The organism is Aquimarina latercula DSM 2041, assembly GCF_000430645.1.
GTDB classification, from domain to species: Bacteria; Bacteroidota; Bacteroidia; order Flavobacteriales; family Flavobacteriaceae; genus Aquimarina; species Aquimarina latercula.
The window spans coordinates 828001-854394 of the sequence record NZ_KE387185.1 but is presented as its reverse complement, the minus strand read 5'-3'; the positions used below and the strand labels follow the sequence as shown (position 1 = coordinate 854394).

General features: G+C 32.1%; 24 protein-coding genes. 17 read left to right on the top strand and 7 right to left on the bottom strand.

What is annotated here, in order from left to right:
- The first annotated feature begins 64 nt into the window (after positions 1 to 64).
- A complete protein-coding gene (locus H526_RS0121630) occupies positions 65 to 2116 on the top strand; it encodes a kojibiose hydrolase (protein ID WP_051336272.1) in 2052 nt (683 codons plus the stop codon).
- Between the two features lie 2 nt (positions 2117 to 2118).
- On the opposite strand, the gene H526_RS0121625 is transcribed toward H526_RS0121630, so the two are convergent.
- The 4 genes from H526_RS0121625 to bglX form a co-directional block, all read right to left on the bottom strand.
- A complete protein-coding gene (locus tag H526_RS0121625) occupies positions 2119 to 3132 on the bottom strand; it encodes a LacI family DNA-binding transcriptional regulator (protein ID WP_027394953.1) in 1014 nt (337 codons plus the stop codon).
- A 21-nt stretch (positions 3133 to 3153) separates the two neighbouring features.
- A complete protein-coding gene (locus H526_RS0121620) occupies positions 3154 to 5940 on the bottom strand; it encodes a helix-turn-helix and ligand-binding sensor domain-containing protein (RefSeq protein WP_027394952.1) in 2787 nt (928 codons plus the stop codon).
- Positions 5941 to 6078: 138 nt separating this feature from the next.
- Complete coding sequence (locus tag H526_RS0121615; protein ID WP_027394951.1) at positions 6079 to 8352, bottom strand: glycoside hydrolase family 3 N-terminal domain-containing protein; 2274 nt, start codon at positions 8350 to 8352, stop codon at positions 6079 to 6081.
- Between the two features lie 3 nt (positions 8353 to 8355).
- Positions 8356 to 10605 (bottom strand): beta-glucosidase BglX, encoded by a 2250-nt coding sequence (gene bglX, locus H526_RS0121610; protein ID WP_051336335.1) that lies wholly within the window; start codon positions 10603 to 10605, stop codon positions 8356 to 8358.
- A 719-nt stretch (positions 10606 to 11324) separates the two neighbouring features.
- On the opposite strand from bglX, the gene H526_RS0121605 reads away from it, so the two are divergent.
- From H526_RS0121605 to arsM, 7 genes are all read left to right on the top strand, one after another.
- Positions 11325 to 11660: an arsenosugar biosynthesis-associated peroxidase-like protein gene (locus H526_RS0121605; RefSeq protein ID WP_027394949.1), complete on the top strand. Its 336-nt coding sequence runs from the start codon at positions 11325 to 11327 to the stop codon at positions 11658 to 11660.
- Between the two features lie 60 nt (positions 11661 to 11720).
- Positions 11721 to 12776 (top strand): arsenosugar biosynthesis radical SAM (seleno)protein ArsS, encoded by a 1056-nt coding sequence (gene arsS, locus H526_RS0121600; protein WP_027394948.1) that lies wholly within the window; start codon positions 11721 to 11723, stop codon positions 12774 to 12776.
- A gap of 2 nt (positions 12777 to 12778) precedes the next feature.
- Positions 12779 to 13465, top strand: coding sequence for a TIGR04282 family arsenosugar biosynthesis glycosyltransferase (locus H526_RS0121595; RefSeq protein WP_027394947.1), 687 nt, complete (start codon positions 12779 to 12781; stop codon positions 13463 to 13465).
- A gap of 109 nt (positions 13466 to 13574) precedes the next feature.
- The gene (locus tag H526_RS0121590) at positions 13575 to 14075 is read left to right on the top strand and encodes a rhodanese-like domain-containing protein (protein WP_027394946.1); all 501 of its coding nucleotides are present in this window, start codon (positions 13575 to 13577) and stop codon (positions 14073 to 14075) included.
- Positions 14075 to 14686 (top strand): TIGR04282 family arsenosugar biosynthesis glycosyltransferase, encoded by a 612-nt coding sequence (locus H526_RS0121585; protein ID WP_027394945.1) that lies wholly within the window; start codon positions 14075 to 14077, stop codon positions 14684 to 14686. The genes H526_RS0121590 and H526_RS0121585 overlap by 1 nt, the downstream gene beginning before the upstream one ends.
- Positions 14683 to 15495 carry a purine-nucleoside phosphorylase gene (locus H526_RS0121580; protein ID WP_027394944.1) on the top strand — a complete coding sequence of 271 codons (813 nt, stop codon included), beginning with the start codon at positions 14683 to 14685 and terminating at the stop codon, positions 15493 to 15495. The genes H526_RS0121585 and H526_RS0121580 overlap by 4 nt, the downstream gene beginning before the upstream one ends.
- 29 nt (positions 15496 to 15524) lie before the next feature.
- Positions 15525 to 16493 (top strand): arsenosugar biosynthesis arsenite methyltransferase ArsM, encoded by a 969-nt coding sequence (arsM, locus tag H526_RS0121575; RefSeq protein ID WP_027394943.1) that lies wholly within the window; start codon positions 15525 to 15527, stop codon positions 16491 to 16493.
- A 54-nt stretch (positions 16494 to 16547) separates the two neighbouring features.
- Here the strand turns inward: arsM and H526_RS29775 are convergent, their stop codons facing one another.
- Positions 16548 to 17768 carry an NADH:flavin oxidoreductase/NADH oxidase family protein gene (locus tag H526_RS29775; RefSeq protein ID WP_051336271.1) on the bottom strand — a complete coding sequence of 407 codons (1221 nt, stop codon included), beginning with the start codon at positions 17766 to 17768 and terminating at the stop codon, positions 16548 to 16550.
- Between the two features lie 232 nt (positions 17769 to 18000).
- Between H526_RS29775 and H526_RS0121565 the strand changes: the two genes are divergently transcribed.
- From H526_RS0121565 to H526_RS0121525, 9 genes are all read left to right on the top strand, one after another.
- Positions 18001 to 18714, top strand: coding sequence for a DUF547 domain-containing protein (locus tag H526_RS0121565; RefSeq protein ID WP_035086196.1), 714 nt, complete (start codon positions 18001 to 18003; stop codon positions 18712 to 18714).
- Positions 18715 to 18741: 27 nt separating this feature from the next.
- On the top strand, positions 18742 to 19452 hold the full coding sequence (locus H526_RS0121560) for a TIGR04283 family arsenosugar biosynthesis glycosyltransferase (RefSeq protein ID WP_027394941.1): 711 nt from the start codon (positions 18742 to 18744) through the stop codon (positions 19450 to 19452).
- Positions 19453 to 19476: 24 nt separating this feature from the next.
- A complete protein-coding gene (locus H526_RS0121555; RefSeq protein ID WP_027394940.1) occupies positions 19477 to 20592 on the top strand; it encodes a helix-turn-helix domain-containing protein in 1116 nt (371 codons plus the stop codon).
- 123 nt (positions 20593 to 20715) lie between these two features.
- Entirely contained in the window at positions 20716 to 21117 is a 402-nt protein-coding gene (locus tag H526_RS0121550; protein WP_027394939.1) for a hypothetical protein, read from the top strand.
- A 7-nt stretch (positions 21118 to 21124) separates the two neighbouring features.
- Entirely contained in the window at positions 21125 to 21613 is a 489-nt protein-coding gene (locus tag H526_RS0121545; protein WP_027394938.1) for a hypothetical protein, read from the top strand.
- A gap of 1 nt (position 21614) precedes the next feature.
- Positions 21615 to 22190 carry a YceI family protein gene (locus H526_RS0121540; RefSeq protein WP_027394937.1) on the top strand — a complete coding sequence of 192 codons (576 nt, stop codon included), beginning with the start codon at positions 21615 to 21617 and terminating at the stop codon, positions 22188 to 22190.
- 75 nt (positions 22191 to 22265) lie between these two features.
- Entirely contained in the window at positions 22266 to 23132 is an 867-nt protein-coding gene (locus tag H526_RS0121535) for a helix-turn-helix transcriptional regulator (RefSeq protein WP_027394936.1), read from the top strand.
- A gap of 92 nt (positions 23133 to 23224) precedes the next feature.
- On the top strand, positions 23225 to 24094 hold the full coding sequence (locus tag H526_RS0121530; protein WP_035086193.1) for an NAD(P)-dependent oxidoreductase: 870 nt from the start codon (positions 23225 to 23227) through the stop codon (positions 24092 to 24094).
- 4 nt (positions 24095 to 24098) lie between these two features.
- The gene (locus H526_RS0121525; protein WP_027394934.1) at positions 24099 to 24704 is read left to right on the top strand and encodes an FMN-dependent NADH-azoreductase; all 606 of its coding nucleotides are present in this window, start codon (positions 24099 to 24101) and stop codon (positions 24702 to 24704) included.
- 232 nt (positions 24705 to 24936) lie between these two features.
- Here the strand turns inward: H526_RS0121525 and H526_RS0121520 are convergent, their stop codons facing one another.
- Positions 24937 to 25911, bottom strand: a complete 975-nt coding sequence (locus tag H526_RS0121520) for an alpha/beta fold hydrolase (protein WP_027394933.1) — start codon at positions 25909 to 25911, stop codon at positions 24937 to 24939.
- 24 nt (positions 25912 to 25935) lie between these two features.
- On the bottom strand, positions 25936 to 26346 hold the full coding sequence (locus H526_RS0121515) for a nuclear transport factor 2 family protein (RefSeq protein ID WP_027394932.1): 411 nt from the start codon (positions 26344 to 26346) through the stop codon (positions 25936 to 25938).
- Between the last annotated feature and the right edge of the window lie 48 nt (positions 26347 to 26394).

Here is a 26394-nt window from a genome sequence, read left to right as displayed (position 1 = left end):
AGTAAATTGAGTAAATCATTTATTATAAAATACTTATAACTCAATTTATTAAAATCACCGCATTATGCAATTTAAGATTTCATCAAATTCATTTATTTTAATTTTATTACTTCTTTTTATTCTTAACCCTGTCAATGCTCAAAAAGAGGGATGGACATTAACCACCAAGGAAAACTCAAATTACACTGGTATCGTAGCAGCAAATGGAAGAATTGGTATTTTACCATCTTCAAATATATTAGCAACTGACAAAGTAATTCTAAACAATGTCTATGATAAAGAATCACCTCTTGGAGTTAGTAGAATTCTATTAGGAATGAATTTTGGAAATCTTGATCTATACATCAATAACACGAAGTTAGATAATGATAATATTAGCAACTGGAGACAAACGTTAAATATGAAAGAAGCCAGCTTCACTACCACATTTAACTACAACTCTATCGCAGAAGTATCATACACTATATATGCTCTAAGAAATGTCCCATATTCAGGTTACATCGATTTTGAAATAAAATCATCCGAAAACATTAATTTTAAAGCGATCGGAAAAATTAATACTCCCAAAGAATATAAAAACCCTTTAAGTACTTTTAGAATATTAAAAGACGCAGAAACAACCATGCCAATTCTACAAACAGTCGCTAAAAGTAGATTAGGCAAACACACGGTTGGAACTTCGGCTACTTTTGTATGGCACGACATTAACTCTGGAAAAGAAAATCAGCGCCCTAAACTAACACATAATAAAATCTCTGAATACGATAACCAATTATCTTTTGAAAAAAAACTATCCAAAGGAGAAAATTACAAATTCGCTTGGACCGCCGCTCAATGCTCCACTCAAGATTTTTTTGATCCTCAAAGTGAAAGTGAACGCTTTGTAATTTTCAACTTATTAACTCCTAGAAAAGATCTATTAACTCAACACAAAAAATTATGGAACGATCTATGGCAAGGTGATATCATTATTGAAGGAGATTTGCAATCGCAACTTGATGTTCGATTAGCTTTGTATCATTTATATGCATTTTCCAGAGGTGATTCCGACCTTAGTATTGCTCCAATGGGGTTAAGTTCACAAGGGTATAATGGCCATATTTTTTGGGATACAGAATTATGGATGTATCCACCATTATTAGTATTAAATCAAGATATTGCTCGCTCTCTAGTAAACTACAGATCGGATAGATTGGATGTAGCAAAAAGAAAGGCTATTAATTTTGGATATAAAGGAGCAATGTTTCCTTGGGAAAGTGATGATACAGGAGAAGAAGCTACTCCTCCTTGGGCATTAACAGGAACCTTTGAACATCATATCACTGCAGATATTGGAATTGCTTTCTGGAACTATTATCGAGTAACTAAAGATAAAAAATGGCTAAAGAAAAGAGGTTATCCACTATTAAAAGAAGTTGCTGATTACTGGGTAAGTCGTGCCACCAAAAATATCGATGGTTCGTTTTCGATTAAAAACGTAGTAGGGGCTAATGAATTTGCATCTAATATTGACGACAATGCATTTACCAATGGATCCGCAATTACTTGCCTGCAATATGCTTCACTTGCAGCCATTGAAATTGGCATTACTCCAAATAAGACCTGGAATAAGGTAGCAGATAAAATTATCATCCATAAGTTTAAAGACGGAACCACCAAGGAACACAGCACATACTCCGGAGATAGAATAAAACAAGCAGATGTTAATCTTTTATCGTATCCTCTTGACATCATTACTGACAAAGAAACAATTTTAAAAGATTTATCTTATTATGAACCTAAACTTGCCGAAGAAGGACCGGCGATGGCTCAAAGCGTATTTGCTGTTATTTATGCTCGTTTAGGCGATGCAGAAAATGCTTTCAGGCTTTTTAAACGAAGTTATGAACCAAATAAAAGACCTCCTTTTGGAGCATTAGCAGAAGCTGCTACAAGTAACAACCCATATTTTGCAACTGGAGCGGGAGGAATGTTACAAACTGTTATTTTCGGTTTCGGAGGACTACATCTTACAGATAACGGAATTATCCAAAAAAAACCAATATTACCAGCTGCTTGGAAAAAATTAACGATTACTGGAGTTGGTCCAGAAAAGAAAACATTTATAATTGAATAACACTAATTAGTAGAATCCCTAAGTATCAGCGAGGTATTAACGATCTCTGTATTGGATTTATAATTATTTTCTGAGGTGTCCGATATTCTATCAAGCAGCATTTTTGCTGCTTTCGACCCTAACTCTTCTGCGTGCTGAGAAACTGTAGTTAATTTAGGATATGAATGCTTAGATAATATACCATCTGTAAAGCCAATTACAGAGATTTCATCTGGGATCTTATATCCTAACTTATTGGACATATTTATTGCAACAGCAGCAGCAGTTTCATCCAATCCGAGTACTGCATCTATTTTATTATTTTTAATAAAAGATTCTATCTCTTTTTCTTCTGTTTCAATATTTTTTACTGGCAGTTCTATTAAAGTAACCCCATCATTTACTGAAACTTCTTCTCGAGCACCTTCTAACCTTAGTCTACCAACACTAAGATCAAAAATAGTTGAAATTACAGCTATGTTTTTACATCCCGTCTTTATCAAATGTTTAATTGCTGTTTTTGAAGCATGCTTATCATCAACGATCACTTTATCACAATCCACTTCACCACTTACCCGATCAAACATGATTAATGGCACATTATCTCTTTTTAAATCTTTAAAATGATCAAATTTATTAAGCATTTGCGTCTCCTTACTTAGCGCTAGGATAAAACCATCAACACTACTGTAGTTAAGCATTTCTACATATTCGACCTCTTTTTCATAAGATTCATTTGTTATACAGGTAACTATTTTATATCCATTTTTAGACGCCTCTTGTTCAATACCAAATAAAACCTTAGCATAGAAATGGTTAAGAATCTCTGGCAACAGAACACCAATCGTATTGGTTTTATTACTTTTTAAGCTTACCGCTAGCGCATTAGGCTTATAATTATAAAAATTAGCAAGCTCATGAACTCTATTGATGGTTTTCTGACTTATTTCTGAATCATTTTTTAATGACTTAGACACTGTGGAAATAGACAAGTTCAATTCTTTTGCCAGCTGTTTTAGGGTAACCTTTTTTCTCATGACCTTAATGATTAGAAATCCTTACTTAAGACTTATAAGGATATTAGTCAAATTATCCTTGGAGCCTAAATTAAGCTTTTTTCTTAATCTATGCCTGCTTACATCGACACTTTGTGAACTAATTCCTAATAACGGTGCAATTTCTTTTGAAGAAAGGTTCATTTTTAAGTATGCACATAACCTTAAATCCTTTGAAGTAAGGTTAGGATAATTTTTCGAAAGTTTTTCGTAAAATTCTTGATGTGATTTATCAAAATTAATCTCGAACAGCTTACTTTCTTTATCTGTAATATAATAGTCTACTAATCTAACCAACTCATTATAGCTATTAGTTGGAAGTTTTTGATCAGAAGCATTTTGTACCTTAACAATTTTGTCTTTTATTTTCTTTAAAATTTTATTTTTATTAAGGTTAACATATGCAATTTGAGTTAACTCTCTACTCTTAGCTTTTATCTCATCTTGAAGCTTAGAGTTATTCAATTCAATAATCTTATGTTCTTGTTCTAATTTCTGAGCGCGATGCTCTTCTTCTTGTTTTTTAAGTTTTCTAGCTTTTTCTTCTAACAGAATTCGCTCTTGCTTTTTCATTTTATACCGATTAATTCCTATAACCGAAATAACTAGTAATAAAAACAACAACAGATATAAAAGATATGCCCAATTTGTTCTATAAATAGGTGGCTTTATGGTGAAACTAAAATTACTTTCTCTAAAGTCTCCATTATATTTGGCTCTAATCTTAAAGGTGTAATCTCCTTCTTTAAGATTAAACAATGTTTTTTCAGTTGCAGTAGTATTTTCACTCCATTCGTTATCGTTTAAACGAGTTTGATATTCGATTTCTTGACCATAGATAGGTAATGCATAATTAATTTTAAGATCATTATCTGAAAATGGTATTTTATCATCAAAATTATACGACTTACCACTATTAACAGAAACAAAATTTCTGATTAAAATTTCACTCTTAATACCTTCTTTAATTGTTTTTTTATTCTTAGAATACATAGCAAAACCATTAAAAACAGGTATAACTTTATGAGCATTACTTAAGGAAAAAACATTAACTACATCTGGAACAAGTTGATCTTCTAATTCATGAAGCACCGTTAATCCCTGCGAATCCTCTACAACGACTTTATCATTATCTAAATACCAAGTTTCATCTCCTTTTTTATAGATACGAGGCGCATACCCTCTATCAACTCCTATCTCGGATTTCTTGAAGTTATTAGTATTTTCTGAATAAGTGTAAGAATAAAAATTAGATGTAATTACAATCTTATTTTCCACTTTAGAAAGTGATAATCTGTTTCCATCAAAATCACTTATAGGATAAAAACCAAGCTTTTTTAATTGTTTATTTTCATAATCTAAATTAAACTTGAAAACACCATTACTCCCTAATGCAATCCAGATATTATTGTTTTCATCCACTTCTAGATAACGTCCTGACTTTTCGAATCCTGCTAATTTATAACCTTCCCATTCTCCATTTTTCTTTTGATACAAAGAAACTCCGTTATAATTTCCAGATATTAAAGATTCCTCTTGTTCGGAAATCCTAAATTTTCTAAAATTCCAAGCTCCTAAATCTTCACCCATTCTTGTCAGAACTTTACCTTCTAATGAATAAGCTCCTTTATCATGACCAACATATATTTTGTCATCAACCTTTTCTATATTCCAAACTTGGCCATTAAGTAACAACTCAAGTTCATCATTAGTATTAGAATTGATTTTATTCCCAACATACAAACCTTGATTAGTTCCTAAGTAAGATAAACCTTCCTCTTTTACCACGGCATACGTAGTCCCAAGCTCTCCATAATAATCATAGTAATACGTAAGTGGAGAATTTAACTCTACATAATCCACCCCATAATCTAAGGCTAACCAAAGATTATCTTCATAATCCTGGTAAATAGAAAGAATTGTGTTGTTTTGCAACCCATTTCTTTTATTAATATTATGAGTTTCTCCAGAATTTAAATCTAACAAATACAGTCCGTTAGAAACCGTTCCCAATGCAATTCTATTATCCTTAAGTTTAAGAAAAGAAAATATCTGAGCTTTTTGAATATCATTAGAATCAGAAAAACTAATAGGTATCAATTGATCTCCCTGAAGTTTAAAAAGTCCCTTTGTATCTGTTATAATAATTAAATCTTGATTAACCTTTGTAACTCCAATGATATTCTCATTTATAGCAGGATCACTAACTACAGGAATCAAATTGGTTTCTTCTAACCGAAAAATACCATATTTAAGATCATTAACATATATCTGATTATCTATGTTGTAACTCCACTTAAATCGATATGGAGCTGGGATTTTCGTAATAATATTCCCTTGATTAACATACAAATTCCTGAAAGTTTGAAAAACAATCTCTTTATTAATGAAATGAGTTCTCCAATACTCTTCAATATCTGCAGCAACATCTTTTTTGTTATTTCTTAAAGGTTGAATCTTATAATCTTCATAACCATTATTAATTAACATACCATGATGTCCATCTGCACCAAAATAAATAGTGTCTTTATTCTTAACAAATAAACTTCTATTTACCATTTCAGGATTTGTAGCTACTGATGTCCAATCGGTTCCATCAAACACCAAGACCTCATTCCCATTAGCTATATAAACTAAACCATTTTCATCCTGTTTAACATCCCAAGATTGAGCATTAAAACCCATATTCTTAGTATCATAGTGTGTTATTTTAGGAAGTGTTTTATCGCTTATAGACTGGGAAAAACCCGAAACAACTAAAAAGTAAAATATAATAGAAATACGACACATTAGACAAGTTTTTACATCAGTAAGCTTATCAAATATACCATTAAAATCTTAACACATTACACAAACTATACGTTTGTAAAATATTAATAAGCTATCAATATTCATTTTAAACAAAATGCAAATATTAAATCTTGATAATTATTTAAGCTCAAATTTTTTCTTTAAATCTCCAATACTAATTTCAAATTCTCCCGATTCAGCAATTGTTTCTAAACTCTCGTTTACAAAAGACAATTCGTCTTTTGTAATTGTAAAAGAAACTACCTTAGACTCTCCTGCATTTAAAGCTATTTTTTCATATCCTTTTAAGGCACGAACTTCTGGTGTAATACTAGCGTAGAGATCACTAACAAACAAAAGCACAGCTTCTTTTCCTTTTCTATTTCCAGTATTAGTAACTTTTACAGATACTTTAATTGATCCATCTTGCGTCATTTGAGTAGAACTTAATGACAAATCACTATACTTAAAGCTAGTGTAAGACAACCCATCACCAAACTCATATTGCTGATCATAATCCGATTCATAATAATTTGGAACAGCGATATTATCAGAGTGTTTATGATTATAATTCACAAAAGCATGAGGGTGCTTAGGATAATTTATTGGTAATCTCCCAGATGGGTTTTCTAAACCAAACAATAAATCTACTAAAGCATCAGCTCCATAGTTTCCTGGTAAATACCCCATATAAACTGCATCTACTAGAGGTTCTATTTCATTAAAAATGATTGGTCTTCCTTCTAATAAAACAAGTATTATCTTCTTTCCGGTTTTAGCTAATGCTTTGGTTAATTCTATCTGATCCTTTGGCAACAGTATAGAATTTATATTTCCTGGAGTTTCTGTATAAGAATTCTCACCTAAACACAATAATATCACATCACTTTGTTTTGCGGCTTTCACAGCTTCATTAATGTTATTTTCTCCGTCAAAAGATACTCCTTGTATAAATGTAGTATTACCTGATTTTGTAAAAGCATCAGCAATAGTATTTTTATCTTTTGCATAATTATCAGCTTCACTACCCTGCCAATTATAAGACCATCCGCCATTAAGTGATCTCATTGTATTTGCAGTTGGTCCAGTAACCAATATTTTAGACTTTTCTGCTATAGGCAAAATATTATTGTTGTTTTTTAACAACGTGAAAGATTCTAGAGCTGCTTTTTTACTAACCTCAGCAAATTTCTTCGATCCAAAATCAGGGTATTTTTTGGGGTCCGTAACAGGGTTTTCAAACAACCCTAATTGCATTTTAACTTTTAATATCCTGGAAACCGCATCGTTAATTCTTTCTTCAGAAACACTTCCTTCTTTCACTAATTCCACTAATAATTCCGAAAACTCAAAATCATGTGGAACCATACTCATATCTATACCAGCATTAACTGATATCTTAATAGCATCTTTAATTGTTTCTGCAACTTTATGTCTAGTATGTAGATAGTTAATATCCGCCCAATCTGTAACAGCAATACCTTGAAAACCTAATTCACCTCTAAGCACATCTGTCAATAAAAATTTACTAGCGTGTACTGGAACTCCATTAATTTCTCCAGAATTAATCATTAACGTTACTGATCCTGCATCTACAGCTTCTTTAAACGCAGGTAAAAAATACTGTCTTAGTTCTCTCTCTGGTATCCAAGCTGGTGTTCGATCCTTGCCAGAAAGTGGAACACTATATCCTAGATAATGTTTCATACAAGAGGCAACCGTATTAGGATCTCCAAGAGTTCCTTGATAACCTTCTACCATGGCAACACCCATTGTTTTGCCTAAGTAAACATCTTCTCCAAATGTTTCCCACAACCTAGGCCACAACGGATTTCTTCCTAATCCTAAAACAGGAGAGAAATTCCAAGGTATTGAGGATGCTCTAGTTTCATATGCAGAAATTTTTGCCGCTTCTCTTACCAAATCTTTATTAAATGTTGCTGCCAATCCTATCTGTTGTGGAAACAACGTTGCTCCGATAGTATAATTTACTCCATGAATTGCATCAATCCCATAAATAATAGGAATCTGTCTAGGAGTTTTAGCCGCTTCATCTTGGAAAGTTTTAATGGTTTTATACCAATCTTGTCTAGATAACGGTACTCCCGGAGTATTAAGTATTGAGCCTACCTTGTAAGTATGAATAGCTTTATGAACTAATGCAGAATCTAACTCATAGGGTTGTGCCGAACTAAACTGATTGTCGCCTTTGGTAACCACATCGAGTGTGATTTGTGTCATTTGCCCCACCTTTTCTTCCAGAGTCATTTCTGACAGTAATGAAGCTACTTTGTTATCTATCTCTGTATTCATTGCAGGAGTTTCTCTCACCGATTCCTTTTTCTTTTTATTAACTTCAGAATCACAACTGATTACTATTAGTACCAGCACTATTATATATAATTTTCGCATCATTTATTTTTTAAAAGAAAAATCAATTTCTAAATCTGTTTTTGAACTACCTCCAACGAATACTTTAAAATCTCCAGGTTCTGCCTCCCACTTCTTATTGGCAGTATAAAACTGAATTGTTTTTTCATCAATTTTAAAAGTTACCGTCTGACTTTCTTTAGGATTTAATTCTACTATTTTAAAGTCTTTTAATTCTTTAACCGGACGCGTTAAACTTCCAAATAAATCTCGAATATAAAGCTGAACTACTTCTTTCCCTTTTCGTTCACCTGCGTTAGTAACTGTCACAGAGACCGACAAATCTCCTCCTGTAGTAAAAGATGACGAACTTATTTTAAAGTCTTTATATTTAAACTTAGTATAGCTTAATCCATGTCCGAAAGAGAATAATGCGTCATTCTTTTCATCAGTATAATGCGACCAGAACACCATTCCATCGGCATTAACTGGTCTTCCTGTATTCTTTACATTATAGTATATAGGTAATTGCCCAACATGTCTAGGAAAAGAGACCGGTAATTTACCAGAAGGATTATAATCTCCAAATAACACATCAGCAATTGCACTCCCTGATGTTGAACCTAAATGCCATGTCTCTAAGATAGAAGGTGCTTTTTCTGCCACATTAGAGATTGCCATAGGCCGACCATTCATAAGTACAACAACTATATTTTTGTTTACAGCATAAATCTCTTTGAATAATTTTTGCTGCGGTTTTGTTAATTCAATACTTACTTGACTTCTTGCCTCTCCAGATTGAAAAGCTTCCTCTCCAATAGCTAAGACTACAACCTCTGCATCTTTAGCCGCTTTTACTGCTTCTTCAATACCCCTAAAATCTTCTCTATTCACTTTTAAGTCTCTCACAAAACTCCTTTCACCTACACCTAATTCAACTCCTTTTGCATACGATATCTTAGTAGTTTTTTCTACTGCAGATTTAATCCCTTCTAAAAGAGACACCGCAGAATTAGGTGTTGCCATACCTCTCCAACTTCCTATAGGAGTATCCTTATCATCAGCCAACGGACCTATTACAGCAATACTTTTTATGTTTTTTTTAAGTGGTAGAATATTCTTATCATTCTTAAGCAAAACAATAGATTTTCTTGCTACATCTCTAGCCACTTCTAAATGCTCCTTAGTATAAATGTCTTTTTTCTCACGATTTTCATCACAATATTTAAATGGGTCATCAAATAACCCTAATTTAAACTTAACTCTAAGTATTCGCTTAGCGGCCTCTTCAATTAATTTTTCATCGACCTTTCCTTGTTTTACTAACTGCTCTAAACCTGCTTCATAAGCTCTACCTTCCATATCCATATCATTACCAGCCTTCATTGCTAATTCTGCCGCATGTGTTTTATCCTTTGCGTATCCATGAAATATCATTTCTGCAATAGAAGCCCAATCCGAAACTATAAATCCATCCCAATCCCAGGTTTTCTTAAGAATATCTCTCTGTAATCCTTTATGTCCTGTTGCTGGTATACCATCAATTTCATTAAATGAACTCATCATAGAAGCAACGCCTGCATCCACAGCAGCCTTAAATGGAGGCAACACAGTATTATGTAATTCATACTCTCCAATACTTACCGTATTATAGTCTCTACCACCTTCTGCGAAACCATATGCAGCAAAATGCTTAGCGCAAGCCGCTAGTGTATTATTCTTAGACAAATCATCTCCCTGAAAACCTTCAATTCTAGCAACCGCAATCTTAGAAGCTAAAAAAGGATCTTCTCCAGCTCCTTCCATAACCCTACCCCAACGAGCATCTCTAGAAATATCCATCATTGGCCCAAATGCCCAATTTATTCCAGAAGCTGTTGCTTCTTTTGCTGCTATAGACGAAGATTTCGTTATTGCCTCTAGATCCCAACTTGCACTTTCTCCTAAAGGAATTGGAAAAATAGTTTTAAAACCATGGATCACATCATACCCAAAAAGTAATGGAATTTTTAACCTCGAATTTTCAATAACCGTTTTCTGTAATTCCTTAGTTCCCGCTACAGAAGTAGCATTAAGCATTGCTCCCACTTCACCATTTCTAAGTTTTTCATATTTTTCTTTATTTCCTACATCAGAAGGTGGCCCCGTTACATCCCAGCTTCCATTATATAATACAAGCTGACCTATTTTTTCTTTTAGCGTCATAATAGCTATCAAAGAATCTACTTTCTTTTCTATACGATCAGAAGATTCTTTTTCCTTCTTATTTTGGGAGAAACTATATTTCGGTATCATTAAAAAAAGCCCCACTATAACTAAACCTACACCCCTAAAGTTATATTTTTTACAATCCTTCACTATACTTATCTTTTAATTTTTAGCAATAAATGTATTTACAATTCTATCTTTCAAATCTTCTTAATAAATATTTACTTAAAAACACTATGAAGAGTAAATAAATATTTTAGATTTTTTGTTGTCAATATTGATAAAGCTACAACATTACATTGTATTTTAAACTAATCTATCAATCTTAACATTCTATGTACATGTAATAAACATGGAATGTTGTAAATTCAAAAATATCTAAAAAAATATCTGTAAATCAGTGGCTTATGTTTTTAAAGTGTTAAAATTTTAAAAAGAAGTAATATCTAGGAAATCAAACCTAATATAGATTAAATAAATATTTTATCTAAAACCACTTTATAGTTTCTATTAACAATAGTATACTTTTTATAAAACAAAACAGCACCTTAATATCTTAACAAGTAAAGTCAAAAACCTCTAAAAATGAAAACAGATTAAAACATTATTGGTTTTTAAAACAATTTGTTTTTATAAGCTGACTGTAAATATTTTATAACAAAAACACTTAATTATTTAACATTAACTTTTATTTTATCTTCATAATGTTGACTTTAGTCTTTATTAAATAATTTGAGATTTATTGTAAGTTTTGATTCTTATTGCACGACTAATAGTAAATGCTTGTAACTTAAAAACGACAACATATGTCTAAAACATATTATGATCCTGCGGATCTTAGAAAATTTGGAAAAATAACTGAATGGAGTGAAGAGCTAGGAACAAAATTCTTTGATTATTACGGAAAAGTTTTTGAAGAAGGTGCACTATCCGCTAGAGAGAAATCTTTAATAGCACTTGCTGTTTCGCACGTGGTAAAATGTCCTTATTGCATTGATGCTTACACTAAGGATGGACTTCAAAAAGGTATAACCAAAGAAGAAATGATGGAAGCAGTCCATACCGGAGCCGCCATAGAAAGTGGTGCAACTTTGGTACACGGCGTACAAATGATGAATAAATATGAAAAACTATCGATGTAAAATGTTTACTATAAATATGGTAATCTTATAACGCGGTATTATCAATGATAAAAATAATATATGGCTACTAAGTCACTCAAAAATAGAAATAACGAACTAGCAGACTCTCACAGACAATTAGAAATTCTAAATAATGGAATTTTTGCTAATGGAGAATTACCTAAGTTTGCAGATAAAATTGCAGAAATTGGACATAATTCACTGCGTCCCAATAAATTAGAAGTTCTACAGATCAATGTAGGATATATGTGCAATCAAGTCTGTGAACATTGTCATGTGGATGCGGGACCTGATCGTAAAGAAATTATGACCAAAGAAACTATGCTACAATGCTTAGAAGTCATAAGAAAAACGGGGGCACACACATTAGATCTCACAGGTGGAGCGCCCGAAATGAATCCTAATTTTAGATGGTTTGTCGAGGAAGCAAGTAAAGCAGGAATTAAGGATTTTATCGTACGTAGTAATTTAACTATCATTAGAGCGAATAAAAAATACTATGATCTCCCCGATTTCTTTAAAAAACATAATGTGCATGTCGTTTCTTCCATGCCGCATTGGACCAGAGGAAAAACTGACAAACAACGTGGAGATGGAGTTTTTGATAAATCCATAAAAGCACTGCAAGAACTTAACGAACGAGGATATGGGATGCCAGACAGTGGTCTTAGATTAGATCTAGTTTATAATCCTTCTGGTGCCTTTTTACCAGGTGATCAAGCATCTATGGAAAAAGAATTTAAAAAAGCTCTTATAGAAGATTTTGGAATTCACTTTCATAATTTGTTTGCAATTACTAATTTACCGATCAGTAGATTTCTGGATTATTTAATTGCTTCTGAAAATTATGAAGATTATATGTACGCATTAGTAGAAGCTTATAATCCGTCGGCCGTAGCAAATGTAATGTGTACCAATACTATTTCTATTAGTTGGGATGGTTGGTTATATGATTGTGATTTTAACCAAATGCTAGATCTTAAAGTAGCTAGTAAAGTAAAGCATATTAGCGAGTATAATGAAGAATTACTCCAAAATAGAAATATTATTATCTCACAACACTGTTATGGCTGTACTGCCGGAGCTGGAAGTAGTTGTCAAGGGACTGTAGCATAAATATGAATAAAAAAACTGCCATATTAGTTTTTGCAAACTCTTCTAAAGAAGAGCTTCTAAACAAACCTATTATTGGTGGTGAAAAACTATTTGCTGAACTTACTAAAAAAACACTAAGGGTGGTAGAAAGCTCAGGACTTCCTTTTTTTATATTTACAGAAAAAAATCAAAATGGCAGTAATTTCGGAGAACGTTTTGTGAATGCAATTCAAGACACTTATGCACTTGGATATGAAAATGTAATTACAATAGGAAACGACACTCCTCACCTTAATAAAAACCATTTATTAGATAGTGCTAAACAACTTGAAAATAAAAAATTTGTTTTAGGTCCATCTTCCGATGGAGGATTTTATCTAATGGGATTGCATAAATCTCAATTCAATCTAAGTACTTTTTTAGAACTTCCATGGCAATCAAAAAAACTAGCTAAGAGTTTATCAATTATGATAAATACTTCAAAAATTGAAGTGACTAGACTCGAAGTTTTACATGATATTGATTCACTTGAAGATCTAAAAATTATAGCTAAGCTAAGTACTAAGTTCTCTAGAATTCTTACAACTATAATATCTCAGATTGTAAATACAAAAAAAGAGATATTCGATCGGAGTAAACAACTAAAAGACATTTATCTACTCTCCTCTTTTTACAATAAAGGATCACCTTCTTTCAGGGCTTACGTTTAATTAATTATTACTCTCGCCTTCTCTTCATAAAAAAGTTATCAATAACTTTTAGAAAACAAGTCCATATTTAATAATACAATGTAATGTTACAGCAGGTAACATATGTTATATGAAAACAATAATTGTAGTACTAACTTTTATTATATCACCATTTTTGGTTTTTAGTCAGAATTCGCTTAAAGAATTACTTGACCAATATAATAATGAAAGTATTCCATACATCTCAGTAAAAGAATTAAGTACCATAAAAGACAAAGTTATTTTATTAGATGCAAGGGAAATTATTGAATACGAAACAAGTCATCTAAAAGGAGCTATACATGTAGGGTATGATCAATTTAACATGGATTTCTTATCAGATCAAAACATTCCTAAAAAATCTAAAATTGTTGTTTACTGCAGCTTAGGAATACGATCAGAAGATATCTCAGAAAAACTAAAAGAAGCAGGTTACAATAATATATATAATTTATATGGAGGGATCTTTGAATGGAAAAATAAGGATCATAAAGTAATTAATGCTAAAGGAGAAGAAACAAACCAAATACATGCATTTTCCAGACAATGGGGGAAATGGTTACATAAAGGAAAAAAAGTATATAAAAAGTGATGGAAAAGAACCTATTAATGATCTTTACTCGAAATCCAGAATTAGGTAAGTGCAAAACTCGCTTAGCTGCTACTATAGGAAATCAAGCCGCTCTAGAGGTTTATGAGCTATTATTAGATCATACCGTAACTATTACCAAAAATCTTTCGGTTACAAAAGAAGTACATTATTCCACAAGAATTGGCCAAAACGATATTTGGGATCCAACCATATATAATAAAAAACAACAAGAAGGAAAAGATCTTGGAATTAGAATGTACAACGCTTTCCAAAACGGTTTTGAATCGGGATATACAAACATAATCATAATAGGCAGTGATATGTACGATCTAAGTCAGCATGATATAGAAAATGCTTTCGAAGCTCTGAAAAATAATGAGTATGTAATAGGTCCCGCAGAAGATGGAGGTTATTATTTATTCGGAATGAAATCTTTGAATTCAAAAGTTTTTCAAAATAAATCCTGGGGGACAAATACAGTATTACAAAATACATTAAACGATATACAACAAACTAACGTCAAATTATTAGAAGAACGTAATGATGTAGATTATTATGAAGATATCAAAGACATCTCCGTTTTTCAACATTTATTAAGCTTAGCAAAATGATTAAATACATTAAAGAAACGACTGAATACTTACAACAAAAAGGGTTTGAAAATCCTGAAATAGGTATCATATTAGGAACAGGTCTAGGGCAGTTATTAGAACAAATAGAGATTCTCAAAGAAGTAAGCTACAATCACATCCCTAATTTCCCAACAGCTACAGTAGAATTTCATAAAGGAAAACTAATTTATGGAAAACTAGAAGGTAAAAATGTAGTAGTGATGCAAGGTCGTTTTCATTTATATGAAGGATACTCGCTACAAGATGTGACATATCCAGTGCGAATTATGAATGAATTAGGAATCAAAACACTTCTTGTTTCTAATGCCTCTGGGGCCATTAATTTAAACTTCAAAAAAGGTGAATTAATGCTTATAGAAGACCACATAAACCTTCAGGGAGGTTCCCCGTTAGCATTTAAAGGTGTTGAGCAATTAGGAACACGTTTTACAGATATGAGTGCTCCTTATGATCAAAAGATCAGTAATAAACTGGAAGCAATAGCAAAAGAGAATAACATCAACTTACATAAAGGTGTATATGCATCTGTAGTTGGCCCACAGCTAGAAACTCGTGCAGAATATCGTTATTTAAAAATAATTGGTGCGGATGCTGTTGGTATGAGTACTGTTCCAGAAGTAATTGTAGCTAATCATTTAGAAATGAATGTTGCAGCTGTATCTGTTCTTACTGATGAATGTGATCCTGATAATCTAAAACCAGTTGATATCGATGAGATTATTGCGATGGCTGGAAAAGCTGAACCAGAAATGATTCTTTTATTTAAAGAATTAATAAAGTCATTATAAAAAACCCCACTTTAAAAAGAAAAAAGAATATGAGTTATTTAGAAACCACACACGATGTATATAAAGAAGCAGCATTGACTCCAGATATAGGATTATGTTGTACTACAAATCCTATTTGGGAATTACCTGGATTAAAAATACCAAAAATCATGCAGGAAATGAATTATGGTTGCGGAAGTACTGTAAATGCTCGTGATTTAACTAATAATCCAAAAGTTTTATATGTCGGTGTTGGAGGAGGAATGGAATTATTACAATTCTCATATTTCTCACGCCAAAAAAGTGGTGTAATCGGTATTGATGTAGTTCAAGAAATGTTAGATGCTTCTCATAAAAACTTTAAAGAGGCTGAAGAACAAAATGAATGGTTTAATAGTGATTTTGTAGATCTAAGATTTGGTGATGCACTAAATCTTCCGGTAGAAGATAATAGTATTGATGTAGCTGCCCAAAATTGTTTATTCAATATTTTTAAGGCAGAAGATCTAAAAAAAGCAATTGAGGAGATGTATCGGGTATTAAAACCTCATGGTAGATTAGTAATGAGTGACCCTACCTGTGAACAACCAATGAATGATACGCTTAGAAATGATGAACGATTAAGAGCGCTATGTCTTAGTGGTAGTCTACCAATTGCAGAATATGTAAAAGCATTGACCGATGTTGGTTTTGGAACTATAGAAATTAGAGCTCGTAAACCATATCGTATTCTAGATCCTAAAAATTATGAAACGGAAGAACTAATCTATATAGAATCTATAGAAGTAGCTGCAATCAAAGATCCAATGCCAGAAGATGGGCCTTGTATCTTTACAGGGAAAGCAGCTATTTATTATGGTGATGAAGATTATTTTGATGATAAAAAAGGACATGTTCTACTAAAAAATCAACCAATCGCAATTTGCGACAAAACTGCTGGCGCGCTTGCTGATTTAGGAAGAAATGATATTTATATTAGTGAATCCACATATCACTACGATGGTGGTGGATGTTGCTAATACAATAAAATCATAAATTATATCCCTAAAACAATGGTTTTAGGGATATTTCTTTTAAAACAACTTTTTTATCATTGCTTTTTTGAATTCATATAAAATCAAAAACATTGAGCACCATAAAGGGTTCATAGTAGTTTTCAAACCTTTGCCTTTAGAAAATCTTATAATCTGTCTGGCATAAAAACCACCTTCTGCTGCATCCTCAAATTGTTTTAAACCAGTCCTTAGAACTAGGTTCTTAAGATACGGTAATTCACCTTTTAGGAATTTTGGAATATCTTCTCTATTTGTTATAAATGGCCTCGCCATACCAACTAGATCTACCTCTCCATTGATCAAAACTTCATTACAAAAATCATACGATCTAAAACCTCCTGTAATCATTAAGGGTAATTTACTAATAGCCCTAATCTTCTTAGCAAAATCAATAAAATAAGCCTCTCTTTGTTTAGTACTTTCCTTAAGTTCCGAGTCTTCTTCATTCATGGTAAAAAATGCTAGCTTCTCATAAGTTCCTCCCGATATTTCGAGTAAATCAATTTTTTCTTCGTCTAACATTTTTATTACTTCCAACGACTCTTCTTCTGTAAATCCACCTCTTTGAAAATCAGCAGAATTTAATTTTACAGAAATTGGAAAATCAACTCCAACTACGTTTCGAACCTCTCTAATAATAGTAAGCAATAAGCGACTTCGATTCTCGATACCACCTCCCCAACTGTCAGACCTAACATTAGTGTGAGGTGATAAAAACTGGCTTAATAAATACCCATGAGCAGAATGGATCTGAACTCCTGTAAAACCAGCTTCTTTGGCAATTCTAGCGGCATTCACAAAACGCTCAATTACATCCTGAATGTCTTTTTTAGTCATAGCTATAGGTTTCCCAAAAAGCCCTAACTTTTTCAATTGCACTTCAGAAGGTGCTAAAGGACTATTCGTGCCAAACCTATTTGTTTGTCTTCCTGAATGAGAAATCTGCACCCATATATGATTCCCATTCTTTTTACCTTCTTGTGCCCAGGATCTTAATTTGGGAAGCATTTTTTCATCATCAAAACATACATTTCCTGCAGATTCTAGATGTTTTCGGTCTATAACCACATTACCTGTTATTAATAAACTCGCTCCAGTTTTGGACCAATCTCTATATAACCGCTCATGACCTTTTGTAGGTTCAAACTTGCTATTACTAATCCGCTCTGTCATTGCAGATTTTACTAGTCTATTGCGCAATGTAACCCCACAAGGAAGTTTAAAACTTGTACTAATCATATAAAAATAGTTCGATTACAATAATACGGAATCAGCAACTAACCTGCAACGTAAAAAAATAGCAATAACTATCTTTGTAAGGAGTGGCATAAACTTTGGACTAAGATCAAGTATTTAACGAATATTTAATATAGTATTGGTTATTTGGAAAACAAAAAAACAAACAGAAGTTGAACCTACTTAACCATTTGTAAAAACACTTACATCTGGATATATTTAAAAGATTATAAAAATGAGAACCCCAAAAATATTTGTATTCATATTAATTACATTTTTCTCTTTTCAAACGAAAGCGCAACAAAAACTTGATCACGCTATTTGGGATCAAATTTTACTAATTAATGTTTCCGAAGACGGTAAAGTTGATTATAAAGGTTTTATGAGAGATAGCTCCCAACTTTATCAATATTTCACTTATCTCTCTGATAATCCACCAACATCTTCTTGGAGTAAAGAAGAAAAACTAGCGTATTGGATTAATGCATACAATGCGTATACTATAAAATTAATTATAGATAACTACCCTCTAAAAAGTATAAAAGACATTAAAGATCCATGGGGAAGACAGTTTTTTAAAATTAATGGAGTATTACATAGTTTAAACGAATTAGAACACAAGATTCTTAGAAAACTAGGAGATCCTAGAATCCACTTTGCTATTAATTGTGCTTCTTACTCTTGTCCTATTGTATGGAATAGAGCTTTTACTGCTGGAAATGTGGATAATGCGCTGGAAACATTAACCAAGAATTTCATTAATGACCCTAAAAGAAACACGATTACCGAAGAAGTAGTAGAAGTATCTAAAATCTTCAGCTGGTTCAAAAAAGATTTTAAAGTTGATGGTGAAGATGCGAAAGCGTTTATCAACAAATATTCAGAAGTTAAGATTGACAAACAAAAAAAGAAAGGATATAAGAAATACGATTGGAGTTTAAATGAGTAATTTTATATTTTAAATTATAGTTCCCTTTTGAAAATATCTATCATAATTCCCATTCTTAATGAAGCAGCTACAATTTGTAAGCTGCTTTCCCATTTGATACAAACTTCTTCCTCCCCAAATTTCATTAAAGAGATCATAGTAGTTGACGGAGGAAGTGTGGATGAATCTCGAAAAACTGTTACAGATTTCGCAAATACACAAAAAACATCTATTAAATTAGTATCTTCAGAGAAAGGTCGTGCTAAACAAATGAATACAGGAGCTGCAGCAGCTTCTGGTGAAATACTTTATTTCCTACACGCAGATTCTTTTCCTCCTGATGGCTATGATAAGGATATTATCCAACAAATTCATGGAGGCAATGAAGCCGGTTGTTTTAGAATGAAATTTGATTCTAAACATTGGTGGCTTCGATTCTTAGGTTGGCTCACTCAATTCGAAAGTAAGCGCTGTCGTGGAGGAGATCAAAGTCAATTCATTACAGCTTCATTATTTAAAGAAATAGATGGATATGATGAAGCTTATATCGTTTATGAAGATAACGATTTAGTAGACCGCCTTTTTGCTATTGATAAATTTGTTATAATCCCTAAATATGTTATTACTTCTGCAAGACGTTATAGAGAAGTAGGTGTTTGGCGATTACAATATCACTTTTTAAATATTCATATGAGAAGATGGCTAGGAGCTTCATCAGAAGATTTGTATCGATATTATAAGGAAAAAGTTGTTTCTTAAATCTTCTTCTTTATCTTTAATCCAGTGGAAACGTTAGAGATACTTTTGGTTATATTATTATGTATTGGTGCCATACAAGGAATCATTTTTGGTATTATTTTATGGCAAAAACATGGAGTACACTACTTGGCTAATCGATTTCTTGCCACTATATTATTCTTTTTCTCTTATCGCCTAATCGTAGAGACCTTAAATATTTTTGGGCTGGGACGATATGATTTTTGGTATCATATACTATTAGAATACAATTGGATATATGGAACGCTTATATATTTTTTTATAAAAAGTTACGTTAATCCTAAGTTCAAATTTTTAAGAAAAGATTGGATTCACTTCCTTCCTGTACTAATAGAATTTACTTGGAGCTTTTTTATAAAAGCGCAAAACTTTTACTGGGATGGCACTCGGGAGAGCCTCTCTTGGTTAGGGTATTGGGGATATGTAGTATGGATGCATTACCCTACTATGTTTATTGTTTCTGGAGCACTAATTGTTTTTTATAGTATTAAAGCTGAAAAAATACTTAGTAATACAATACAAGTAGAAGGATATAAAATTCTTGAAGAAAAACTCGACTGGATAAAAAGAGTTGTTTTAGTAATGAAAATATTTTCTATCATTTATGTGGTTGGGATATTAATCGATTTTTTCTTCTTCAATTTTGCAAGTAATTTTTTCTACGGACACCCCGTATTTATAGGCATGGCAATTATTACCTATTGGTTAGGTTTAGAGGGTTTTGCTCGAAGAAAAGAAAGTGCGTTCAAACAAATTACAATCATTTCTGACAAAGAGAAAGAGCAGCTACAAAAGATTCGTAAAACCTTAGAAATTAAAATGAAGGAGGAACAGCTTTTCAAAAATCCAGAGCTTACCCTAGCTTCATTGTCAAAGCAACTTTCTGTAAAACCGTATTTAGTCACTAGATGTTTAAATACAATCTACCAAAAAAAGTTTACTGATTATATAAACGAACTTCGTTTTAAAGAAGTAAAGAGATTACTTGATAATCCTAAAAATGATAATCTTACACTGCTGGCTTTAGCCTATTATGCTGGTTTTAATTCTAAAGCTTCATTTAACAGAACCGTTAAAAAAATTACAGGAAAACCTCCTAGCGCTCTAAAAACAAAGTTTTAAAAGTTTCAATTAAAAAATTGAAACCTTGTTTTTATCTAAAATCCGTCTCATTTAGCAAATTGAAACGATTTTTTTCTGCATTTGGTCAATATTTGTCTCATACAAATTCTAAAATCAGAAAAAATGAAACATTTCGCAATTTTAAAAAAAGTAAGCATACTCTTTCTTTTCATCATTTCTTTCCCCACCTTTTCTCAAGAAAATAATACGGACTTACAACTATTAATAGGTGAATGGAAATTAGACATGAGTCCTCAGGATAAAACAGACTCTAATTTTGCTATGATGCGTATTGATAAAATCAACTCCAAAACTGTACACGGTACATTTTATCGAGAAGGAGTTAAAATACAAGAAGGAAGAATTAATACCCAATTAGATGTTGTTTATGTTTCTCTGATATCTGGTGACAATAGCGAAAGTTATAACACAAGCTTTTACTATAAAAACGGAAAATTATACGGTTCTACTCATGCTGTGGATAGAGGCTTTTTAGCAGTTTGGATTGCAGAAAAAACTAAATAATAACACTATGAGAATAATAATTGTACTATTAATAGCATCTACCTTAAATTCATTGACCGCACAAATACAATATGGAACTCCCATAAATGAAGAATTACCTGATAAGTTAAAAACACTTCGTAAGGCAATTGAAGTAAATAACTTTCCAAAAAAAATTGATGCAATTAAGATTGATAATCGATTTTATTGGAAACATAACACAGCTATCCTATGTAAAGAAAATGAGATTAAAATCATAGAATATGGTGCTTATCTTTTCTACAATAACACTTGGAATCTTAGGAAATCATATCCATTAAAAGAATTAAATAAAAACTTTGGTACTAAAAAAGAAGTGATGAAACAGTCTCAACCATATACTTGGACAAAAAACTGGCGAACAGATAGTTCTCTCTTTGGCGGATGGGCTATGTGGTACTTTATAGGCATTACCAAGGATGGGGAAACTGTATGCGGATATCAAAAAATAGAAACAACCAATAAACTTCTGAATTAAAATGAGAACACTAAAAATTATATCTGTAGTATTTTTTCTACTATTAGGATTACAAAGTATAAATGCCCAGAGTTTCGAATTAGATACAAAAAAATCGACATTTTTCTGGACAGGTAAAGCTGCATTTAATTCTTATTCTCTAAAAGGCACGATTGACGCAAAAAAAGGGGCGATGATTATAAGTGATACTGTAATATCCGCTATGAATATTACCATTGATATGAAAAGTTTAGATCATGAAAATAACGATCTCAAAAATCATTTAAAAAACGAAGATTTTTTTGAGGTTAAAAAATATTCAAAAGCTATATTTACTCTAGAAAAAACGACAAAGATTGAAAATCATAAAGCTATTCTACAAGGTAAACTGACTATTAAAGGAAAAACAAACCTGGAACGTATTCCTGTTAACATAGAACACAATGACTCTGGAATTACTATTACATTTAATCATACAATTGACAGAACTAAATATGGAGTTAATCATAACTCTCCAAGTATTTTTAAACGTATGAAAGAAAATGCAATTGCAGATGAATTTATCCTAAAAGGTAAGCTGAAATTCGATTCTGATTAAACTTTTGATCGAAAATCACTACTTTTATAAAAAGCCGCTATTTAATTATATACATTCTATTGATTTTCGCTTGTTATGAAAGTAGTTCCTCAAGTATTTTATCAACATCCTAGAATAGAAAAAGTTTTAATAGACGGTCTTTCTTGTGTAATTCTAAAAAATGTAAAACAAGCGGATCTTCAGAATGAAAGGTATTTAGCTTCTCACGCATTAACATTAGTACTAAATGGAGGATTACAAGTCGAAACCCCAGAAGGTGATTTAACCATAGTTCAAAAAAATCAAATCATTCTTTTACCAAGAGGACTGTATATGATATCAGATATTATCCCTAAGGATAACTCTTTCGAAGCAGTTGTTTTCTTCTTTGATGAAGAAATCACAGATGAATTTTTGAATAATTTCGAAGTGTTTACAAAGGAAGATACCTCAACAAATTTAGTACTAGAGTATGATCAAAATCTGCGACTTTTTACAGATACTCTTCTTACCCTATACAGAGGTAAAAATCAGCATCAATTCACAAGACCAAAACTACTAGAATTATTGCATCTGATCAGTATTTCGAAACAAGGGAGTGAATTTCTGTCAAAGCTTTTTCAATTAAAAAAAAGAGCTAAAAAAAACATTCGGACTTTTATGAATAACAACTTTGACAAACCACTGGACGTTGAAGATTACTCTTATCTTACTGGAAGAAGTATCTCGACATTTAGAAGAGATTTTAAATCTAAATTTGGTATTTCTCCTAAAAAGTGGCTGATCGAAAGACGGTTAGAAAAAGCTTCTTTTTTATTAAAAGACACTAACGATTCTGTTACAAGTATCGCACGACAAGTTGGATACGAAAACACCCCACATTTCATTAAGACATTTCAAAAAAAATTCAATATTTCTCCTAAGCAATTTCAAATTAAATACCGAAAAGACATTATGATCTAAGTTTTTGATCGAAAAACACAACTTTTAGTTTTTTCGAAAACTTATTTTTTTCACTTTCTGTGACATTTGTATAAGAATTAAAACATATACAAATGAATAAAATAGGATTTATAGGATTAGGTATTATGGGAAGTAGAATGGCTTCTAATCTTCAAAAAGCCGGCCATTCACTTATTGTATACAACCGAACCAAAGAAAAAGCAAACCATCTACTGGATAATGGAGCAACATGGGCAGAAAACCATAAAGAAGTTGCACAAAACGTAGATGTTTTAATCACAATGCTATCTACTCCAGAAATTATCAAAGAAGTTGCTCTTGGTAGCAAAGGTTTTCTTTCTTCTCTTAAGGATAATAGTATTTGGATTAATTGCAGCACGGTAAATCCATCATTTACCAAGGAGATGGATATCATCGCAAAAAAACATAGAATTCGTTATCTCGACGCTCCAGTAGCAGGTACGAAAGCTCCTGCTGAGAGCGGTGAATTACTCTTTTTGGTAGGAGGCGATTCAGCTTCTGTTACTGAAACTAAATTCTTACTTGATATTATGGGAAAAAAGACATTGCATTTAGGAAAAGTAGGAATGGGTGCTGCTATGAAAATGCTAATTAATCAATTATTAGGACAATCTATGGTTGCTTTTTCAGAAGCATTAGTGATGGGTGAAGCAATGGGTTTAGAAAAAGAAACATTACTCAATGTACTACTAAGCACACCTGTTGTTCCTCCCGTAATGTCAGCAATCCGTTCAAAACTTGAAAATTCTAATTATGAAACAAATTTCCCCTTAAGGTGGATACAAAAAGATCTACACCTATCCACTATTAGTGCATATGAGCAAAATATAGCAGCCCCCAATCTTACAATTACGAAGGAAATCTATGCACAAGCAAAACAACATGGGTATGGAGATCTAGATTTTAGCGCAGTATATGAATTTTTAAACCTTAAAAAATAAAACTATGAAATTACTAAGAATAGATGCCAGTTCTAGAATAGACAATTCAGATAGTCGAAAAATAGCAGATCAATTTCAGCAACGTTGGCAAAAAAATAATCCAAAAGGTTCAATCATAACTAGAGACATCATAAATACTCCAATACCTCATATACATCAAAAAACAATTGAAGGATTTTATAGTTCTAAAGAACAATTTAATGACGAATTAATTAGTGCTACAAAATTATCTGATCAACTCATTGAAGAGTTAAAGGAAACCAACACTTTACTCATAAGCACACCTATGTATAACTTTAGTATTCCATCTGCCTTAAAAGCTTGGATTGACCACATCGTTAGGATTAATAGTACTTTTGGGATAGATGAGCAAGGTCAATTTTATGGTACAGTCAAAAATGTAAAAGCTTATATCATAACCTCCGCAGGAGCAGTATATAACTCAACTGAAATGAAAGCCTTAGACTTTGTTCAACCCTATTTACAAACAGTTCTAGGTCTTATTGGGATAACCGATGTAACCTTTTTGCCAATAGAAGGAACCTCTATGAACGAAGAAGTATTTAAACAGTCAAAACAAACAATTTCTGAAATCATAAATAAATTGTAAAAACGCTCAAACTCTTAGCAAAGATCAACAAAAGTCTGTAAATGGAGGTAATCTTGGAGCTTGTCCTAATCCTGTTGACGCTCAAAAATGTCAATCTTGTGGTGGGTATCCTTTACCAAATGGTTGTCGTTTACGAACAAGAGAAACGCATATGTGTATTTCAGGTATATTTGAATAATAATGAAACAAGGATCTAGTTTATCAACTAGATCCTTGTTCTATTTTGTAGCTATTATTTAATTCCATTTTTTTTAAGGAAAAATCTAATTTTCTTGATAATCGATTTACTTTCTTCCTCTAAGGCAAAATGTCCAGTATCATAAATATTATAATCAATATTTTTCACATCCCTTTTAAAAGCTTCTGCCCCACTTTCTGGAAAGAAGGCATCATTTTTACCCCAAACAATCAATAGAGGAGGTTGGTTGTCTCTAAAATACTTTTGCCATTTCGGATATAACTTTATGTTATTTTGATAATCATAAAACAAATCCAAATTGACTTTATGAGCATTCGGTCTTGACATTCGTAAGTAATCCAAATGCCAAGTATCTGGATTCACATTTTCTGGATTTCTGGTACCGTGAGTATATTGCCATTTTAATCCTTCTAAAGAAAACACCGGTAATAAAGCCTTCTCAGTTTCTGGAGATCTATTTGCCCAAAATGCTTTGACATCCTTCCAGGCAGGTCCTAAACCTTCTTTATAGGCATTTCCATTTTGATTTATAATAGCGGTTACTCTTTCTGGATACTTAGTCGCAATTCTTAGTCCTATCGGAGCACCATAGTCTTGAATCATTAATGCATAAGACCTAATTTCTAACTTTTCCAAGAAAACCTCAATAGTCTTAGCTAAATTATCAAAAGTATACTCGTAAGAGGTAGCACTAGGAAAATCACTATTCCCAAAACCAGGATAATCCGGTGCAATTAAGTAAAACTCATCTGATAATGCATTCAATACTTTACGGTATTGATGAGACGAAGAAGGAAATCCATGCAATAATACAATCGCCGGATTTTTGGGGTTACCAGCCTCTCTATAGGCAACATCTATTCCTTGTATATTGATTTTTTTATATTTAACCGTATTCTCTATAGTAGTTTCGTAATTATTGTTAAGGGGTAAACCATGCGCTAAGACACTTGTGGTAAGGGTAATCACAAGCAATACTATAAAACGTTTTGTCTTTTGATTTTTCATCTTTATGTATGTATTTAAATTAGATTATAATTTTCTTTCTGTCTCTGATATTTCTAAATCGTTAATACTGGCATATCTTTTTTCCATAAAACCATTCTCATCAAACTCCCAATTTTCATTACCGTATGCTCTGTACCATTGATTATTTTTATTTTGATATTCATACTCAAATCGCACTGCAATCCTATTATCTTGATATGCCCATAATTCTTTTCTAAGTTTATAATTGAGTTCTTTTTTCCATTTATCTCTGAGAAATTCCTGTACTTCTTCTCGTCCATTGATGAATTGATTTCGATTACGCCATTCGGTTTCTAAACTATAAGCCGTTGATATAGCTATTGGATCTTTGCTGTTCCAGGCATCTTCTGCCATCTGAACCTTTTGTTTTGCCGTTTCTTCTGAAAAAGGTGGCAAGGGGAATTTTTTTTCCATTATTTAAATTTTATTACCGAACGTTCGGTAAATTATTAATATAAAAAA

Bases quoted from the DNA above. Each gene is read 5' to 3' on its own strand.
- H526_RS0121630 (WP_051336272.1), top strand. From the start codon at position 65: ATGCAATTTAAGATTTCATCAAATTCATTTATTTTAATTTTATTACTT.
- H526_RS0121625 (WP_027394953.1), bottom strand. From the start codon at position 3,132: ATGAGAAAAAAGGTTACCCTAAAACAGCTGGCAAAAGAATTGAACTTG.
- H526_RS0121620 (WP_027394952.1), bottom strand. From the start codon at position 5,940: ATGTGTCGTATTTCTATTATATTTTACTTTTTAGTTGTTTCGGGTTTT.
- H526_RS0121615 (WP_027394951.1), bottom strand. From the start codon at position 8,352: ATGCGAAAATTATATATAATAGTGCTGGTACTAATAGTAATCAGTTGT.
- bglX (WP_051336335.1), bottom strand. From the start codon at position 10,605: ATGATACCGAAATATAGTTTCTCCCAAAATAAGAAGGAAAAAGAATCT.
- H526_RS0121605 (WP_027394949.1), top strand. From the start codon at position 11,325: ATGTCTAAAACATATTATGATCCTGCGGATCTTAGAAAATTTGGAAAA.
- arsS (WP_027394948.1), top strand. From the start codon at position 11,721: ATGGCTACTAAGTCACTCAAAAATAGAAATAACGAACTAGCAGACTCT.
- H526_RS0121595 (WP_027394947.1), top strand. From the start codon at position 12,779: ATGAATAAAAAAACTGCCATATTAGTTTTTGCAAACTCTTCTAAAGAA.
- H526_RS0121590 (WP_027394946.1), top strand. From the start codon at position 13,575: ATGAAAACAATAATTGTAGTACTAACTTTTATTATATCACCATTTTTG.
- H526_RS0121585 (WP_027394945.1), top strand. From the start codon at position 14,075: ATGGAAAAGAACCTATTAATGATCTTTACTCGAAATCCAGAATTAGGT.
- H526_RS0121580 (WP_027394944.1), top strand. From the start codon at position 14,683: ATGATTAAATACATTAAAGAAACGACTGAATACTTACAACAAAAAGGG.
- arsM (WP_027394943.1), top strand. From the start codon at position 15,525: ATGAGTTATTTAGAAACCACACACGATGTATATAAAGAAGCAGCATTG.
- H526_RS29775 (WP_051336271.1), bottom strand. From the start codon at position 17,768: ATGATTAGTACAAGTTTTAAACTTCCTTGTGGGGTTACATTGCGCAAT.
- H526_RS0121565 (WP_035086196.1), top strand. From the start codon at position 18,001: ATGAGAACCCCAAAAATATTTGTATTCATATTAATTACATTTTTCTCT.
- H526_RS0121550 (WP_027394939.1), top strand. From the start codon at position 20,716: ATGAAACATTTCGCAATTTTAAAAAAAGTAAGCATACTCTTTCTTTTC.
- H526_RS0121545 (WP_027394938.1), top strand. From the start codon at position 21,125: ATGAGAATAATAATTGTACTATTAATAGCATCTACCTTAAATTCATTG.
- H526_RS0121540 (WP_027394937.1), top strand. From the start codon at position 21,615: ATGAGAACACTAAAAATTATATCTGTAGTATTTTTTCTACTATTAGGA.
- H526_RS0121535 (WP_027394936.1), top strand. From the start codon at position 22,266: ATGAAAGTAGTTCCTCAAGTATTTTATCAACATCCTAGAATAGAAAAA.
- H526_RS0121530 (WP_035086193.1), top strand. From the start codon at position 23,225: ATGAATAAAATAGGATTTATAGGATTAGGTATTATGGGAAGTAGAATG.
- H526_RS0121525 (WP_027394934.1), top strand. From the start codon at position 24,099: ATGAAATTACTAAGAATAGATGCCAGTTCTAGAATAGACAATTCAGAT.
- H526_RS0121520 (WP_027394933.1), bottom strand. From the start codon at position 25,911: ATGAAAAATCAAAAGACAAAACGTTTTATAGTATTGCTTGTGATTACC.
- H526_RS0121515 (WP_027394932.1), bottom strand. From the start codon at position 26,346: ATGGAAAAAAAATTCCCCTTGCCACCTTTTTCAGAAGAAACGGCAAAA.